This window comes from Mesorhizobium sp. M0074 (assembly GCF_040322975.1).
Classification (GTDB): domain Bacteria; phylum Pseudomonadota; class Alphaproteobacteria; order Rhizobiales; family Rhizobiaceae; genus Mesorhizobium.
Map to the genome: position 1 here is coordinate 240,252 of NZ_JAMYUM010000001.1, position 15,876 is coordinate 256,127.

Below are 15,876 nucleotides of genomic sequence, written 5' to 3' on the forward strand. Positions count from 1 at the left end.
AGCCCGATGTCCACCCATGATCTGATTGTACCAGCCGCAGCTGCCGCGGCCCGTCCGTGGCGCGAGCGCCTGGGCACGATGGTGCCCATTCTGGTGCTGGCGCCGTCGATAGCGGCGAGTTTCATCTATGTTTTCGTCTTCACGCTCTGGACACTCTACATCTCGCTGTCCAATTCGTCGCTGTTGCCGACCTATGGGTTCGTCGGCCTGGACAATTACGCTTCGCTCTGGGCAAACCGGCGCTGGAACATCGCCTATACCAATCTCTTCCTGTTCAGCGGCTTCTATATCGTTGGCTCTATGGCGGTTGGCCTGCTGCTCGCGATCGCAATCGACCAGCGCGTCCGCGGCGAGGCGGCTTGGCGCACCATCTTCCTTTACCCGTTGGCGGTGTCCTTCATCGTCACCGGCACGGTGTGGAGCTGGCTCTATAATCCTGTCGACGGTATCCAGGCCTTCGTTCGCGGGCTCGGCTGGACCGACTTCAGCTTCGCCCTGACGGCCAACCGCAACACTGCGATCTATGCGGTGATCATAACCGGTATCTGGCAGTCGTCCGGCTTCGCAATGGCACTTTTCCTGGCCGGTCTGCGGTCGGTCGATCCGGATCTCGTCAAAGCCGCGCAAATCGACGGCGCGTCGGTTTTCCGGACTTATCGGAGGGTCATCCTGCCAACCATCGCTCCGATATTCCTGGCGGTGGCGGTCATTCAGATACAATTCGCCATCAAGACCTTCGACCTGGTGGCGGCGTTGACGCGAGGCGGCCCAGGTGTGTCCACCACCTTCCCCGCCATCTATGTCTACGATCTGATGTTCCAGCGCGGCCAAATCGGCGAGGGTGCCGCCGCGGCGATGATGATGCTCGCGGCGGTCGCAGTGGTGCTGGTGCCTTACTCGTTGTGGATCGTCTGGCGCCGGCGGGCGGAGGGCCGCAATGGCTGAAATTGCTCCCGATGTCAGCTTTGATCCGGCCCGCCCCAATCCGACCGGCTTTGATCCGGAAGCTGCCGCGGCCACGCGCCGGCATTTCTGGAGCCGCTTCCTTGTCTATGCCGTGCTGACGCTTTTCGCGATCGTCTATCTCGTGCCGCTACTGGTGGTGATCTTCAACTCATTGCGCGAGCAGTCGGAGATTGCCCGCAACGGCCTCATCTCCGTACCTCGCAGCTTCCGGTTCGATGCGTGGGCGCAGGCCTGGGGATCCTACTGCGTCAGCGGTACCTGCGAGGGCATGAAGCGCAATTTCTTCAACTCGCTGGCGATGACGATCCCCGCCACCATCATCTCCACCATTCTCGGCGCCATGAACGGCTACATCCTCTCCAAGTGGCGTTTCAGGGGTTCCGAACTGATCTTCAATCTGATGCTGCTCGGCGTATTCATGCCCGGCCAGATTTCGTTGATGCCGTGGGCGTTCCTGCTCGGCAAGCTCGGCCTGACCAATTCCACATACGGGCTGGTGTTGATCCACGTCGTCCAGGGCATCTCGTTCACCACCCTGTTCTGCCGCAATTTCTACGTCAGCATACCGGACGACCTGATCAAGGCGGCACGCATCGACGGCGCCGGCTTCTGGCGGATCTTCCGCAAGATCATCCTGCCCCTGTCGCCGCCGATTCTGATTGTCACCGTCATCTGGCAGTTCACCGGCATCTGGAACGAGTATTTGTTCGGCGTCGTCTTCACATCGGGCCAGCAGCAGCCGATTACGGCGGCGTTGGTCGCGCTCACGGCCGGCGGCACGACCGCGCGTGCTTACGATGTGATGAGCGCAGCCGTGCTGATCGGCGCGTTGCCTCCGCTGCTGATCTATCTGTTTGGTGGAAAATACTTCGTGCGCGGCCTCACCCAGGGCGCCATAAAATGAGGCGTCGCCGATGTCCGCGTTGATGATCCGCAACCTTCACAAGAGCTACGGCTCGCTCGAGATTCTTGCCGGCATCGATCTCGAGGCTAAGACCGGAGAATTCGTCGCCCTTGTCGGCCCGTCGGGTTGCGGCAAGTCAACCTTGCTCGCCATGATCGCCGGACTGGAAACCGTCACGTCGGGCGAGATATGGATCGGCGACCGGCTGGTGAACTCGGTGCAACCCAAGGACCGCGATATTGCGATGGTGTTCCAGTCATACGCCCTCTATCCCACCATGACGGTGCGCCAGAACATCACCTTCGGCATGGAGAGCCGCGGCGTGCCAAAAGCGGCGCAGGCGGAAGCTGTCCAGCGGGTTGCCGCACTCCTGCAGATCGAACAGCTGCTTAAACGCAAGCCCGGCCAGCTCTCGGGGGGCCAGCGGCAGCGCGTTGCGATGGGGCGTGCCCTCGTGCGCGACCCGAAGCTGTTTTTGTTCGACGAGCCCTTGTCCAACCTCGACGCCAAGCTGCGCGTCGACATGCGTACCGAAATCAAGAAGCTTCACCATCGCGTCGGCAAGACCACGGTGTATGTCACCCACGATCAGGTCGAGGCGATGACGCTTGCATCCCGCATTGCGGTGATGAACCAGGGCTCGGTACAGCAGTTCGACACGCCGAAGCGGATCTACGACCGGCCGACCAACATGTTCGTTGCCGGTTTCATGGGATCGCCGGCGATGAATTTCATTCCCGCCCGGCTTACGGGCTCGACCAGCATCTCGGTACGCGCCGCTGACGGCAGCGACGCCAGCCTCGCCCTTGCCGCGCCGATGCCCGCCGGTGCGCCACAGGACGTCGTGCTCGGTATCCGGCCGGAACACATCTACCGTTTCACGACCGATCTGAAGTCGCGCAAACCTGCTGTGGCGTCCATGCAGGCGCCGGTCGAATTGGTCGAGCCTACCGGGGCCGAGACGCTTGCCGTGCTCAGGCTGGGTGACCTGGAGATCACCGGCCGTTTCGAGCCGGATGACGCTCCCGTCATGGGCGAGACGATAACGCTCGGCATCGACATGTCGCGTGCCTGTCTGTTCGATCCAACAACCAAGGCGCTTCTGTAGTTTGATGTCCGTACAATTCGCGACTTATCCGAGCTTGACCGATCGGGTCGTGCTGATCTCCGGCGGCGCCTCCGGCATTGGCGCCGATATGGTCCGCGCCTTCGTGGCGAACGGCGCCCGGATAGCCTTTCTCGATGTGCAGGACGAACCAGCGGAGGCGTTGGTGCGCGAGCTCGCTGGTGCCGCCGGGCAGGCTCCGTTATATCTCCATTGCGATGTGACCGACGTCGATGCGCTAAAGGCGTCGGTAGCAGGCGTGCGCGCGCGGCTTGGTCCGGTCGCCGTCCTGGTGAATAACGCAGCCAATGATCAGCGCCATCCCATCGACGCGGTAACGGCCGACTATTGGGACCGCAGCTTCGACGTCAATCTGAGGCATCACTTCTTCGCCGCGCAGGCAGTGCATCCGCATATGAAGGAACTCGGCTTCGGCTCGATCATAAACTTCTCCTCCATTGCCTGGCGGTTCGGAGCGGACCAGATGGTGGCCTATGCCACCGCCAAGGGGGCCGTGGTGGCGCTGACGCGTGCGTTGGCGCGGTCGTTCGGACCGGATAACATCCGCGTCAATGCGATCGAACCCGGCGCCGTCATGACCGAGCGGCAGCGCGAGCTGTGGTTCAAGACGCAGGAGGCAGTCGACCAGACGGTGCAGCGGCAATTGATTCGCCGCGTCCTGCTGGGCGAGGAGATTGCACGCACCGTGCTCTTCCTGGCGGCCGACGACAGCCGCATGATCACCAAACAGTCCATAACCGTCGATGCCGGTCTGCGCTAGTGACGCCTCTCCGCTCTCCATTGGAACCGCCAAGCTGATGTTTCGTCTCGGCCTCAACCCTTACGGACTGACCTACTATCTCGGCCTGCAGGGCCGCGGCACGCCGCGGCACAATCCGGACGGCGTGGGGCTGGAAGGCTTCATCACGCTGGCGCAGGAACTGGGCGCACGCACGCTCGAGATCTACGAACCCTGGTTGACCGACTTGACTGACGCCGAAATCGTCGCCCTGCGCAGGCGTCTTGCCGCGCTGGACATCGTCCCGGTGGTGAGCGGCGGACTTCTAGTGGCAGGTCCGCTGGACAACGCCTTTCGGGCTGCGCGCCTGCTCGAGGCGACGACGATCCGTATCGCACTGACGCCTGTCCTGTGCGGCGACCGCAATGCGTGGGGTCCGAAATGGAGCGAGTTCAACGCAACGATTCGCGCTGCCTTGACGGAATGGGGGCCGCGTGCGGCGGCCGAGGGACGCGTGCTCGGCATCGAGAACCATCAGGACTTCGGCAGCGACGAACTGGTTGCGTTCTGCGAACTCGGCGGGCCGGGTGTCGGCATCACCTACGACACCGGCAACACCTTTCCTGTCGGCGAGGCGCCGCTTGCCTTCACGCGCCGGATCGCGCCCCATGTCCGCCACGTTCACCTCAAGGACTATCGCGTCCAGTTCACGGATGAGGGCTACCGCCTGGTCCGCTGCGCGATCGGCGACGGCGCCGTGCCTTTCGCCGAACTGGCAGCCATCCTTGGCGAGCACCACGACACGCTGACGGCGGTGCTTGAGCCCGGCGCGCTGGAGGCCCGTCACGTTCGCTGTCTCACCGACGACTGGTGGAACGGATATGCGCCGAAGACCGCCCGCGAATTCGCGGCCTGCCTGAGTGCTGCGCGCCTGAACCGCCTTGCGGACGACGCCGACTACCGCACGCCATGGGAGCGCGATGATGACGGTGCGCTCGTTTCGTACGAGCTCGACATGATCCGGCGCAGCGCCGCCAACATGATGAAATTCGATTTCATTGCAATGGAGAAATCAGCATGACTGCCCGAGAACTCAGCGGCCTGACCGCCTTCGTCACCGGCTCGGGACGCGGCCTCGGCCGCGTGATGGCCGACCGCTTGGCCGAACTTGGCGCAAACGTCGCGGTCCACGACCTCGATTGGGCCCGGCCATCTCAATATGGCGAATTCGCGGACCTCGGCGACTCTGCCAGGGGCTTGGAGAAGCATGGGACGCGCATCACCGCGGTCACCGGCAACATCGGCGACAAGCAAGCTGTCGCGGAAATGAAGAGGAAGATCGAGGCGGAGCTCGGCGACGTGCACGTCTTGGTAAACTGCGCCGGCGGCGACATCGGCGCCAAGGGCGTCAAGCCCAATCCCAACAACGCACTGGACATCGACTACGAAGACATCAAGGTTCTAACCGAGAACAACCTCATCGGCACGATGCTGGTCTGCCAGGCGTTCGTTCCGCCGATGGTCAAGCGTGGCTCAGGCTCGGTGATCAACATCGCCTCGGCGGCAGCGCATATCGGATGCTCGCCCGAGGTGGTCTACTCGACGCTCAAGGCGGCTGTCGTCCATTATACGCGCTGCCTCGCCAAGGAACTGATCGACGATGGCGTACGCGTCAATGCGGTGAGCCCCGGCGCCACCAAGACGGCACGGTTCCAGGCGAGCCGTGTGGTCGATCCGCAGCGCATGGATTCGAGCAAGAAATCGCTGAACCGGTATGCGGAGCCTGAAGAGATCGCCGAAGCGGTGGCCTTCCTCGCCGGTCCGCGCGCGCGCTTCATCAACGGGCAGGTAATCCGCGTCGATGGCGGTTTCACGATCTTTCCAGGTTAGGCCGCGATCGTCCATACCGGGTACCGGAAGCAACTTCGCCATCGCGCGCTGTAGATAGCTCCGCCCGAGTTCGGCCAGAACTATGCACTGCATTACAGTCTCAGCTTGACAAAAACTGAGGTATAGCGGGTATATTAATCGAATAATATGACGCCATCCATTGTGAGGAAGGCGGGTGGCAAACCAGGGAGGAGACCAAGATGAGCCGCTACAAGTCAGTCGGATTCCTGCACGGCATGGTTTTGGGCGTGGCCCTGACGACCGCGACTGCGGCCCATGCCGAGACCTTGACGCTCTATTGGAACGCCGGCCACGCCTATCAAGCTTATGCCGATGCAATAGCAAAGTTCGAGGCCGATCATCCCGGATGGTCGGTGCAGTGGGAGAAATTCCAGTGGCCGGATATGCGCACCAAGCTGGTGGCGGATTTTGCTGCGAAGAGCCCGCCCGATCTCGTCGCCGAACCCGGCGGCTGGGTGCAGGAATTCGGCCAGCGGAATCTGCTGCGGCCGCTGAACGACTTCATCGAACAAGACGGCAAGGCGATCGGCTATCCCGACGACTGGCAAGCCTATTCCGTCGAGCGCAACAAACTCGGCGACCAGTACTATGGCGTCCAGATCCACCTCACCTGCGCCACCCTCGTGTACAACGTCGATATGCTTAAGCAGGCGGGCTTCGACGCGCCGCCTGCGACCTGGGAGGAGTTCCTGAAGGTTGCCAAGGCGACGACGACCGGCGCCCGCTTCGGCTTCGCTCCCAACCCCAGCATCGGATATTATTCGTCGTGGCTGCTGCAGAACGGCGTAAGCTATTACGATCCCAAGACAAACAAGGTCAATCTCGACAGTCCTGAGGCGATCGAAGCGATCCAGTTCCTCGCCGACCTGATCCACAAGGAAAAAGCAGCGACCAAGCCGGCGGCGGGTGCTGACTATGAGGGTCCGCAAAAGCTGTTCACGGCCAACCGGGTCGCAATGATCATAACCGGCCCGTGGGACGTGAAGCCGATCCGCTCGGGCAACCCGAAGCTCAACTGGGCGGTTGCGCCATCACTCAAGCACAAGGTGCAGGCGACGTTCGCGGGCGGCGTCAGCGTGATGATCCCTAAGGACGCCAAGCACCCGAAGGAGGCCTGGGAGTTGTTGAAGCGGCTCGTCGCGCTCGACACGGAACTAGCGGCTACCAAGGAAGCGGGCATGACGATGCCGCGCAAATCCTGGGCCGAAAATGCCGAGGTTCAGGCCGATCCGGTCATCGGCAGCTTCAGCAAATGCCTGCCTTACGCGCAAGACGTCACCGCCGAGCTGCGCCTCACCGGCAAGCACGCGCGAATCGAGAAGCTTCTGCAAAGTGCGCTCGAGGATATCATCTACAATCAGAAGCCAGCAGCCGAGATTATGCCGAAATTCGCGGCCGAGGCCAACGTCATCCTGGCCAACAACTAGGCCGATGTTTATCAGCGGCAGCACCGATACGGCCGATACGGACATTCGCGTCGGCGCGATGCCGACCCGGCGAGCTGCCCGCTTCAGCCGGCGCACCAGACAAACGCTTCTCGCTTACCTGCTGCTGTCGCCAGCAATCCTCTATTTCTCGGTCTATTTCTTCTATCCGATAGGACTGGAGTTTTGGGCGAGCCTGTACAGCGGCCAGCCGCTGATCGGCGAGAGCCGATTCGCCGGACTGGACAACTACGTTGCTGCCCTCGGCGACGCGCGCGTTCGGCAGTCGCTCTTCGTGACGCTGGCCTTCGCGATAGGCGTCACCGCGGCCAGCATCGCCATTGGCCTCGGACTGGCGGTCGTGCTCAACCGGCCGATCCCGGGGCGCACTCTGATCCGCGCAATCATCTTCTTTCCCTACATCACCTCCTTCGTGATCGTCGCGTTGATGTGGCAGGCAATTCTCGATCCCTACACTGGCATCTTGAACAGCTTCCTTGCCGAGCTTGGGCTGCCGACCCAGAATTGGCTCGGCGACACCTCGACCGCGCTGCCGACCCTCATCGCCATCACGGTGTGGAAGGATGTCGGCTATGCCATGCTGATCTACCTCTCCGCGTTGCAGTCGATCCCGTCCGACTTCTACGATGCCGCATCCATCGACGGCGCCACGCCGACGCAGCAATTCCGCTATCTGACCTGGCCGTTGTTGACGCCGACCACGCTGTTCATCGCGGTCGTCAGCACGATCAGCCAGCTACAGGAGCTGGCGCCGGCCTACCTGATAACCAAGGGCGGACCGGCCGACGCGACGCGGTTCTTCAGCCTGCACGTGTTCGAGGCAGCCTTCTTCGAGCTCAACATCGGCTACGCCTCGGCGCTGTCTTTCCTGATGTTCCTGCTGATCCTGGCCATCACCTTCGTTCAGTTCCGCCTGCTCAACCGCGAAACCACCTATTGAGATTGGCATGACATTCGCAAAAACGCTCCCGTCCTACCTACTGCTGCTCTTCTGCGTGGCGCTGTCGATCTTTCCGTTCCTTTACATGCTTTCGCTGTCGCTGCAGAGCGATGCCGACGTCTTCAGCGGCATTCCGATTCTGATCCCCGAGACGTGGCAATTCACGAATTACATCGACATCTGGCAAAAGGCGCCGTTCGCGCGTTTCACGCTCAACAGCTTCATCATCGCCGGCGGGATTACCTTCCTCCATCTGATCTTCGATCCGTTGATCGGCTACGTCTTCGCGAAAATGGAATTCGCCGGTAAGCGCGTCATGTTTGTCGCGGTGCTGTCGACGCTGATGATCCCATTCTTCATCCGCATGATCCCGCTCTATGTGCTCACCGCGCGGATGGGATGGCTCAACACCTATCGGGGCCTTATCCTTCCATTCGCCATGAGCGCCTACGGAATCTTCCTGATGCGGCAGTTCATCCGTCCGATTCCCGACGAGTTGCTTGACGCTGCACGGATGGACGGCTGCTCGGAACTCGGCCTTTACTGGCGCATCGTGCTGCCGCAGGTCCGTCCGGCACTGGCGACGCTGGCCCTCCTCACCTTCGTGTTCCAGTGGAACGAATTCCTCTGGCCGCTGGTCGCCGTCAACACCACCGAAATGCGGCCGATCACGACGGGACTGACGCTTTTCAACCAGGAATTCTTCACCCAGTGGAACCTGACGGCGACGGGCGGGATCATTCTCTTCATCCCGAGCCTGCTGCTGTTCCTCTTCACGCAGCGCTACTTCGTCCGCAGCGTGATGCTGGCAGGCATGAAATGACCATTCGGAGTTATTGCATCCCATGACGTCTCGCCGACCGAACGTGATCGTCTTCTTCACCGACCAGCAGCGTTGGGACACCGTTGGCGTCCATGGCAATCCGCTCGAGCTTACGCCAAATTTCGATCGCCTCGCCGGGACCGGCACGTTCGTGGCGAATTCGTTTACCTGCCAGCCCGTTTGCGGCCCCGCCCGCTCCGTCTTCCAGACGGGGCGGTACCCGACCATCACCGGCTGCTACCGCAACGACATCCCACTGCCGAAGAGCGAGCGCACGCTCGCGCACCATTTCGCCGCAGCAGGTTATGACACCGCCTATATCGGCAAATGGCACCTGGGGTCCGCCGAGCCGGTCACCCAGGAAGAACGCGGCGGCTATCGCTACTGGCTGGCCTCCAACATCCTGGAGTTCACTTCCGGCCCCTTCGACACCGTCCTCCACGACAATGACGGCAAGGCGGTGAAGCTGCCGGGATACCGCGTCGATGCCCTCACCGACGCTGCAATCCGCTATGTCGCATCGAGGGAAGACGAGCCGTTCTTCCTATTCCTGTCCTTCCTCGAGCCGCATCACCAGAACCAGACGGACAACTACCCTGCCCCGCTCGGATACGAGGACAGGATCCGCAAGAAGCTCGCCATTCCCGGCGATCTCGCCGCACTTGGCGGCACGACAGCGGAACATTTCCCCGGCTATCTGGGCATGGTCGCACGCCTCGACGAGGCGTTTGGACGGCTGGTCGAGGCGCTCTACAGCCTTGGCCGGCTTGACGACACGATCATCCTCTTCACCTCCGACCATGGCTGTCACTTCAAGACCCGCAACAACGAATACAAGCGTTCCTGTCATGAGGCGTCGATCCGCGTGCCGACGCTATTCCACGGCCCCGGCTTCCAGCGCATCGGCACATATGAAGGCCTGGTCAGCCTCGTCGATCTCGCGCCGACCCTGCTCGCCGCGGCCGGCCTGAAAGTGCCCAATTCGATGCAGGGCGTCTCGCTGCTCGACGCACTGCAGGGCGAACGGCCGTCGCGCGACGAGATATTCATTCAAATCAGCGAGCACCATGTCGGCCGCGCGTTGCGCACCAGACGGTGGAAATATGAGGTCGAGGCGCCGGGAAAAGACGGCTGGCGGGATTCCGGCAGCGATTTCTATGTCGAGGCGAGGCTCTACGACCTCGATGGCGATCCGAACGAGCTAACCAATCTCATAGCTTCGCCCGATCACGCAGAGACGCGTGCATGGCTGCGAGGCCGCATCGTGGCCCTGATGGAGGAGGCCGGCGAAGCAAGGCCCGAGATCCTTGCCGCCGGGTATGGAAGCTGGAATGAAATCCGGCTGAGCGACAGCTGATCATGTCACGTCGCGCAGCGGATCCAACAATGCACGAGAGAAGTTCCGATCGCAGAAAGGCGCCGACCATGGCCGATGTCGCCCGGCGCGCCAATGTATCGACCGCTGCCGTGTCGTACCTGCTCAGCGGCGACAGCACGCGCCTGAAGTTCGTCGGCAAGGAGGCGCGGCAGCGCATCCTCGAGGCCGTCGCTGAGCTCAACTACGTGCAAAACCGCACCGCGCGGCAGCTGCGCCGCCAGCAGGCCGAGCGAATCTGCCTTGTACTGCCTCGTCTCGGCGTGCCGTTCAGCGACCGGATCGCGCAGGATATCCAATCTGCAGCGGCGCTGAGGGGATTTTCGACAATTATCACCGCGGGAGACGCCTTCGAGCGAACCGACCGGATCGTGAGGGAAATCGAGAGCGGGCTGGCAGACGGCATTATCGCCGACTGGCAGCATCTCTCCGAGCCCGAGGTGATGCTCTTGGCCGCGCGCCTGGCGGCCGCGGGCCGGCCAGCGGTGATCTTCCATCCGACCATCGAGCCGGCAGGCTTCTCGGTTGTGCGCCAGCATACCGGCAGGGCCGTCTTCGAGGCTCTCGACTACCTCTACGGAGCCGGCCATCGCTGCATCGCCTATATGGTGCATGAGCAAGCGGTGGACGCGAGCCGTCTCGCCGCCTATCGCAGCTTCCTGCAAGCACGCGCCCTTCCGCTGCGAGACGACCTGGTGATCGGCGGTGCAGAGGCGCGCAAGGCTGCGTTTGCCAATGCTACGGCGCTGGCCGCCCGCAAGGATCGGCCGACCGCGCTTTTCGTCGAATCCGATTTTGCCGCCGTGACCGCCCTGCACGCATTCGAGGAGGCCGGCCTCTCCGTGCCCGGCGACATTGCAGTCATCGGCTGCGGCAATATCGACGAGGGCGAATTCAGTCATCCGGCATTGACGACAATCGGCCCCGAAACTGCCCACTACGACCATCTTGCCGATCATCTGATCTCATTGATCTCAGCAACACCGGGCGCAATACCTACCCTTTTCAGCGTTTCGTGGCAGTTGGTCCGTCGCGCGTCCGCATGAGCAGGATCGCCGCTATTTGACGCCCACGCTTTCAGGCCAGAGGACCTGGATTTCCTTTGGCAGCGCATCCCGCACCTTTGCCGACTGGCCAAGGTCGATATGCCGTGCAAGCACACGCAGCACTGAGCGTGCCGCATCCTCGGGATCGACAGGACGAGTCGATTTCAATTCATCGGCGATGTGTTGCAGGAACTTCTCGAGCGAGCGTGTCTTGTCGGGCATGTCGGCGGGCCGATAGCGATCATAGTAGGCGCCGCGCACTAGCAGCGGCAGTTCCGCTCCCAAGTTGGCCCCAGTCCGATCTGCAGCCTGTCGCGAAGGGTTCGCAGAACGGCGCCCAATGTATGCCAGGCGACGTGTCGATCCGGACCAAGATCCGCCATGATCTCGTCAAGCCAGATGTTTGTTATTTGCAGCGTTTTGTCAAAAACGTCCAAGCCGGTTGCGCTCATCGTCGCCTCCTCGAAAGGTTCTGCGGGCGAAACGGCGACCGGAGATTATTGTTTCGTGGTCCTGTGAAAATCGTCCTGGCAAAGCGGCGGAAACCGGTTCGGTCGAAGAGCCTGTCGGCGTCAGGTCTGCTCTACACTCTGCATCTGCTGGATTTCGGCGATCTGTCGGAAGCGGCCGTTTTCCACCCCGTTGAGTGCAGTCACAGCGGCCAGATTGTCGCCCTTTTCATCCCACCGCACCGGCTCGCGATAGGCGATTCCCTTGAAACGGATATCGCGCACCGCCGCCAGAACGTCGCGCCGGCTCGGATATCCCTTGGATACAGTGCTGGCGTCTTTGATCGCGGCAAGGAGAAGGCAGGTCGAATCGTAGGCATTCACGGCATAATTGCGCTTCGGCTTCGCCTCGCCAGCTTCGGCGAGCGTCGCTTCCAAGCAATCCCTTCGCGCGTCAACGACGCCCGTTCAACCTTCCCACAGTTGTATTCGGCGCCCTGCGTTCCGATCATTAAAGTCGTCCTTGCTGATCCGAAAGGTGGTTGTCCTCCGCCTAACTGAGCTTGTGCTCATCGGTTCCGAACGCCGTCTCAGCAATGAGACCAGTCCTCACGTTGCCCGAGCCCGGGTATCTCTTGACTGACTGAGCGGCCCGCGCCGACAATGGCATTGGGAAGATGGCGGGATGGCGCCACGGTGTTCGGCACCACTTGGCGATCAAGCTGCGAAAGGGCTGTCATGGATTGGAAGCTGGAACTAGTCCCGGTCCCCGTATCGGACGTCGATAGAGCAATTGCCTTTTATGTTGGGAAGGTCGGCTTTCATCTCGATCACGACCACACCGTAAGCGACGAGATACGTTTCGTGCAATTGACGCCGCCCGGTTCGGCCTGTTCGATTGCCATGGGCAAGGGCCTCGTCGACAGCCCCGCGGGATCCATAAGGGGCCTGCAACTGGTCGTGCCCGATGTCGATGAGGCACACCGGTACCTGGCCGCTCAAGGTATCGAGGTCAGCGATATCAAGGATTTTCCCTGGGGCAGATTTGTCTTCTTTGAGGATCCCGACGGCAACACCTGGTCTGTCCAGCAACTTCCACCTCGCAGCTGAGGTGGCGCGCTGCGGCAGTGTCGTGCCCCGACGCAGATAGCGCGGGATGCACGGTTCAATTCGAACGCATCCCGGCCTAACGCCTCTTCTCGTCGAAGGCGGCATTCCAATTGTGATAAGGCGCGCGATAGGTGGGGATGCGGTCCTCGACATCGGCAAGCGCTTCGAACGGCTTGTGCGGTTCGGCCTGATACCAGAAGGCGACCGACGAAATGTCGTCCGAGCGGCGATTGGCGTGACCGTGCTCGATGGTCACCCGGATCCGTTTGTGGAAGATGACCGGGTCCTCTATGTGCCAGCGATAGAGCGTAACCGGCTCGGTCCAGTTCGGCCCGCCGGCGGCGATGATGCCGTGATAGGGCGCGCTGTAGTCCTGTGTCGGGCACCATGCCGTATTGAAATAATCTTCCGTGCCGGTGCCGTGCAGCGTCGGCGGCCAGGCATCGTTGGCGCCGGGGCCGGTCTCGCCGCGATCGTCGATCAGTTCGGCCTTCGGTCCGATGCGCGGATCGGGCTTGCGCACTGTATCCGGCACGGAAATGCCCGGCTCGCCATCGACGAAGATCATGTCGTCGCCCTCGCCATACCAGTCCCATAGTGCGGAACGCCGCCGCGAATAGACGGAATAGAGCACGCCGACATAGTGGCCATGACCTTCCGCCTCCAGGATGGTGTAGTTGCCGTTCCCGTCGGTGTTTTCCCCGCCAAACAGGACCTGCTCGTTGGCCAGCCCCGTCTCGTCTATGCCATCAGGTCGCTGCTGCCTGTATTGGGCGTGGAAGCGGCCCAGGCCTTCCTCGAGTTCCTCATGCAGTTCGAGATCGACATAGTAATAGAAAAGCAGGTCGTCCTCAGCCTCATTGGTGACGGTGAAGCGCATGTGGCTGGCAAACGGCATCGGAAAGTAGCAGTTGAAGGCCTTGCCATCCTCGGGACTTGCCTGCACCGGCAGGCTGGCAAAATTGCGCGTGCGGGCGTGGCCCATGCCGAAGAAATCGCCGATCGGCGTTTCGATGCTCGGATGTGCCTCACCATCCCAATAGGCGCGCAATACGATCTTGCGCAGGAACGCCTCGCTCTCGCAGGCGAGCGTCGCCCAGATATGCGTGACGATGCCGGCACCGTCATGCTCGGCAATCACCACCGTCTGGCCGGGTTCAATGTGCAGCCGGTCGTCATTGCCGCCGGTGCGGTCGTAGCTTGAGAACCGGCGGGTTTTGGCGTCGCGCAATTTGGCGAGCCCGCGAAGCGGCGACAAGCCGGCATTATCCATGTGTTTCTCCTCTTGCTTCAGCGGTTATTTCAGGCCGCTTGTCTTGATCGATTCCATGATCTGGCGTTGGAAGATCACGAAAAGAACCAGCATCGGCACGGCTACGATGGTCGAAGCGGCCATGACGTAGTTCCAGGCGGCGGCGTACTGGCTCTTGAAGTTCGCAATGGCTACCTGCACCACCCAGAGATCGAGGTCCGATGTGATCGTCAACGGCCACAGGAAAGCATTCCAGTTGGCGAGGAAGAACAGGATCGCCAGTGCCGACAGGATCGGCCGGCTGAGCGGCAGGATGATGCTCCAATAGATGCGCCAGTAGCCGGCACCATCCATGATCGCCGCTTCTTCCAGTTCCCTGGGCAGCGACAGGTAGTATTGCCTGAGCAGAAAGATGCCGAACGCGTTGAAGATCGCCGGAATGATCAGCCCGGCATAGCTGTCCAGCATGTGCAGCATCCGCGTCAGGATGAACAGCGGCACGATGATGACCGGCAGCGACACCAGGAAGGTCGAGAACATGGCAAGGAACAGCGTGTCGCGGCCCGGAAAACGGAGCCGTGCGAGCGAATAGCCGGCCATCGAATGGAAGAACAGCGCGGCGACCGTCACCGTCGCCGACACGAAGAACGAATTGAAGAGATAGCGCAGGAACGGCACCTCGGTCAGCACATAGAGGAAATTGCCGAGCGTCGGGCGTTCCGGAATGAGGCTCGGCGTGAAGACGTCGCTCGCCGGCTTGAGCGAGATGATCAGCATCCAGACAAGCGGGAATACCGTCATCAGGCCAAGTGCGGCGGTTGCCAGCATCCAGGCAAGTCTCGCCGCTCGTATCTGCGAACGGCCGGAAGGAGTTCGGCCGTCAGTCATGCTCGAAGCGTCCGCCGCGCGTCAGCACGAAGAAGAAGACCGTGACCAGCATCAGCGCCAGCACCAGCAGCGATGCCATTGCCGATGCATAGCCGAACGCGCCGAACTGGAATGCCTGCTTGTAGATATAGATGATCAGCACCGAGGTCGAATTGACCGGACCGCCTTTGGTCATCACATAGATCAGGTCGAAGACCTGGCCGCCGGCGACAGCCGCGACGAGCGAGACCAGGAGGACGAAGAAGCTGGTCGGCTTGAGCAAGGGCAAAGTAATGTACCAGAAGCTCGTCACCGGCCCGGCACCGTCGATCTTTGCAGCTTCGTAGTACTCTGCCGGGATGTCCTGGAGCCCGCCGAGGAAGATCAGCATGTAGAAACCCATCAGGAACCAGACGCTGACCAGCACCAGCGTGAACAGCGCCAGATTTGGATCGCCGAGCAGCGAAATTCCGCCGAGGCCGACGAGCGGCGCCAGCCGGCTGACGATGCCGACCTTTTCGACCAGCATGAGCTGCCACACGAGCGCCACCACGACCAGGCTGACCATCTGCGGCGCAAAGAACATCGAGCGCATGACCGCGTTGAAGCGGTTGGTCTTCTGCACCAGAAGCGCCAGTCCCAGTCCGGCGACGTAGAGCGCCGGCACCAGCATGACGGCATAGGCTACCGTCACCTTCACCGACGACCAGAACAGCGGGTCGCCCCACATGCGCCTGTAATTGACGAACCCGACGAACCTGTAGCCGCCGAAGCCGTTGACCTCGAAAAACCCGACGGCGAGCGACAGCAGCATCGGCACGCCGACGAACACCAGCAAGCCGAGCGCATCGGGCAGGACGAACAGCCATGCGGCGTAGCGCTCCCTTTGCTTGGCGGTGAGGCCGCGGGCGGAATTCGCGCCCGCGGCTGGCGGTTTCATCTGA

At 61.7% G+C, this 15,876-nt stretch carries 16 protein-coding genes and 1 pseudogene; 12 read left to right on the top strand and 5 right to left on the bottom strand.

Annotation, left to right across the window (positions count from 1 at the left end; all coding sequences use genetic code 11):
* The first annotated feature begins 6 nt into the window (after positions 1 to 6).
* The 11 genes from NKJ73_RS01250 to NKJ73_RS01300 all read left to right on the top strand — a co-directional run bounded on the left by NKJ73_RS01250 (position 7) and on the right by NKJ73_RS01300 (position 11,254).
* On the top strand, positions 7 to 945 hold the full coding sequence (locus NKJ73_RS01250) for a carbohydrate ABC transporter permease (RefSeq protein WP_352568061.1): 939 nt from the start codon (positions 7 to 9) through the stop codon (positions 943 to 945).
* The gene (locus NKJ73_RS01255; RefSeq protein ID WP_352568062.1) at positions 938 to 1,870 is read left to right on the top strand and encodes a carbohydrate ABC transporter permease; all 933 of its coding nucleotides are present in this window, start codon (positions 938 to 940) and stop codon (positions 1,868 to 1,870) included. The genes NKJ73_RS01250 and NKJ73_RS01255 overlap by 8 nt, the downstream gene beginning before the upstream one ends.
* A 10-nt stretch (positions 1,871 to 1,880) precedes the next feature.
* A complete protein-coding gene (locus tag NKJ73_RS01260; protein WP_352454145.1) occupies positions 1,881 to 2,978 on the top strand; it encodes an ABC transporter ATP-binding protein in 1,098 nt (365 codons plus the stop codon).
* A 4-nt stretch (positions 2,979 to 2,982) separates the two neighbouring features.
* Positions 2,983 to 3,756, top strand: a complete 774-nt coding sequence (locus NKJ73_RS01265; RefSeq protein WP_352454144.1) for an SDR family NAD(P)-dependent oxidoreductase — start codon at positions 2,983 to 2,985, stop codon at positions 3,754 to 3,756.
* A gap of 37 nt (positions 3,757 to 3,793) precedes the next feature.
* A complete protein-coding gene (locus NKJ73_RS01270) occupies positions 3,794 to 4,795 on the top strand; it encodes a sugar phosphate isomerase/epimerase family protein (protein ID WP_352448127.1) in 1,002 nt (333 codons plus the stop codon).
* Complete coding sequence (locus NKJ73_RS01275; protein ID WP_352448128.1) at positions 4,792 to 5,604, top strand: SDR family NAD(P)-dependent oxidoreductase; 813 nt, start codon at positions 4,792 to 4,794, stop codon at positions 5,602 to 5,604. Before NKJ73_RS01270 ends, NKJ73_RS01275 begins: the two co-directional genes overlap by 4 nt.
* Positions 5,605 to 5,804: 200 nt before the next feature.
* A complete protein-coding gene (locus NKJ73_RS01280) occupies positions 5,805 to 7,052 on the top strand; it encodes an ABC transporter substrate-binding protein (protein WP_352454143.1) in 1,248 nt (415 codons plus the stop codon).
* Positions 7,053 to 7,056: 4 nt separating this feature from the next.
* Positions 7,057 to 8,010: a carbohydrate ABC transporter permease gene (locus tag NKJ73_RS01285; protein ID WP_023675501.1), complete on the top strand. Its 954-nt coding sequence runs from the start codon at positions 7,057 to 7,059 to the stop codon at positions 8,008 to 8,010.
* 7 nt (positions 8,011 to 8,017) lie between these two features.
* Positions 8,018 to 8,833 (top strand): carbohydrate ABC transporter permease, encoded by an 816-nt coding sequence (locus NKJ73_RS01290; protein WP_352568064.1) that lies wholly within the window; start codon positions 8,018 to 8,020, stop codon positions 8,831 to 8,833.
* A gap of 22 nt (positions 8,834 to 8,855) precedes the next feature.
* Positions 8,856 to 10,190: a sulfatase family protein gene (locus NKJ73_RS01295; RefSeq protein ID WP_352568065.1), complete on the top strand. Its 1,335-nt coding sequence runs from the start codon at positions 8,856 to 8,858 to the stop codon at positions 10,188 to 10,190.
* 68 nt (positions 10,191 to 10,258) lie between these two features.
* On the top strand, positions 10,259 to 11,254 hold the full coding sequence (locus tag NKJ73_RS01300; RefSeq protein ID WP_352568066.1) for a LacI family DNA-binding transcriptional regulator: 996 nt from the start codon (positions 10,259 to 10,261) through the stop codon (positions 11,252 to 11,254).
* A gap of 12 nt (positions 11,255 to 11,266) precedes the next feature.
* Here the strand turns inward: NKJ73_RS01300 and NKJ73_RS01305 are convergent.
* Positions 11,267 to 11,706, bottom strand: a pseudogene (locus tag NKJ73_RS01305) (DUF2267 domain-containing protein).
* A gap of 120 nt (positions 11,707 to 11,826) precedes the next feature.
* A complete protein-coding gene (locus tag NKJ73_RS01310; RefSeq protein ID WP_352568067.1) occupies positions 11,827 to 12,141 on the bottom strand; it encodes a hypothetical protein in 315 nt (104 codons plus the stop codon).
* Positions 12,142 to 12,441: 300 nt separating this feature from the next.
* Here NKJ73_RS01310 and NKJ73_RS01315 point away from each other — a divergent pair, with 300 nt between their 5' ends.
* Positions 12,442 to 12,813, top strand: coding sequence for a VOC family protein (locus tag NKJ73_RS01315; protein ID WP_352568068.1), 372 nt, complete (start codon positions 12,442 to 12,444; stop codon positions 12,811 to 12,813).
* A 76-nt stretch (positions 12,814 to 12,889) separates the two neighbouring features.
* On the opposite strand, the gene NKJ73_RS01320 is transcribed toward NKJ73_RS01315, so the two are convergent.
* Genes NKJ73_RS01320 through NKJ73_RS01330 form a run of 3 tightly spaced genes read right to left on the bottom strand, consistent with a single transcriptional unit; the run spans position 12,890 to position 15,872 of the window.
* Complete coding sequence (locus tag NKJ73_RS01320; protein WP_352568069.1) at positions 12,890 to 14,086, bottom strand: glycoside hydrolase family 172 protein; 1,197 nt, start codon at positions 14,084 to 14,086, stop codon at positions 12,890 to 12,892.
* A 24-nt stretch (positions 14,087 to 14,110) separates the two neighbouring features.
* Positions 14,111 to 14,953, bottom strand: coding sequence for a carbohydrate ABC transporter permease (locus tag NKJ73_RS01325; protein ID WP_352568070.1), 843 nt, complete (start codon positions 14,951 to 14,953; stop codon positions 14,111 to 14,113).
* Positions 14,946 to 15,872 (bottom strand): carbohydrate ABC transporter permease, encoded by a 927-nt coding sequence (locus NKJ73_RS01330; protein ID WP_352568071.1) that lies wholly within the window; start codon positions 15,870 to 15,872, stop codon positions 14,946 to 14,948. The genes NKJ73_RS01325 and NKJ73_RS01330 overlap by 8 nt, the downstream gene beginning before the upstream one ends.
* Positions 15,873 to 15,876: the final 4 nt, after the last annotated feature.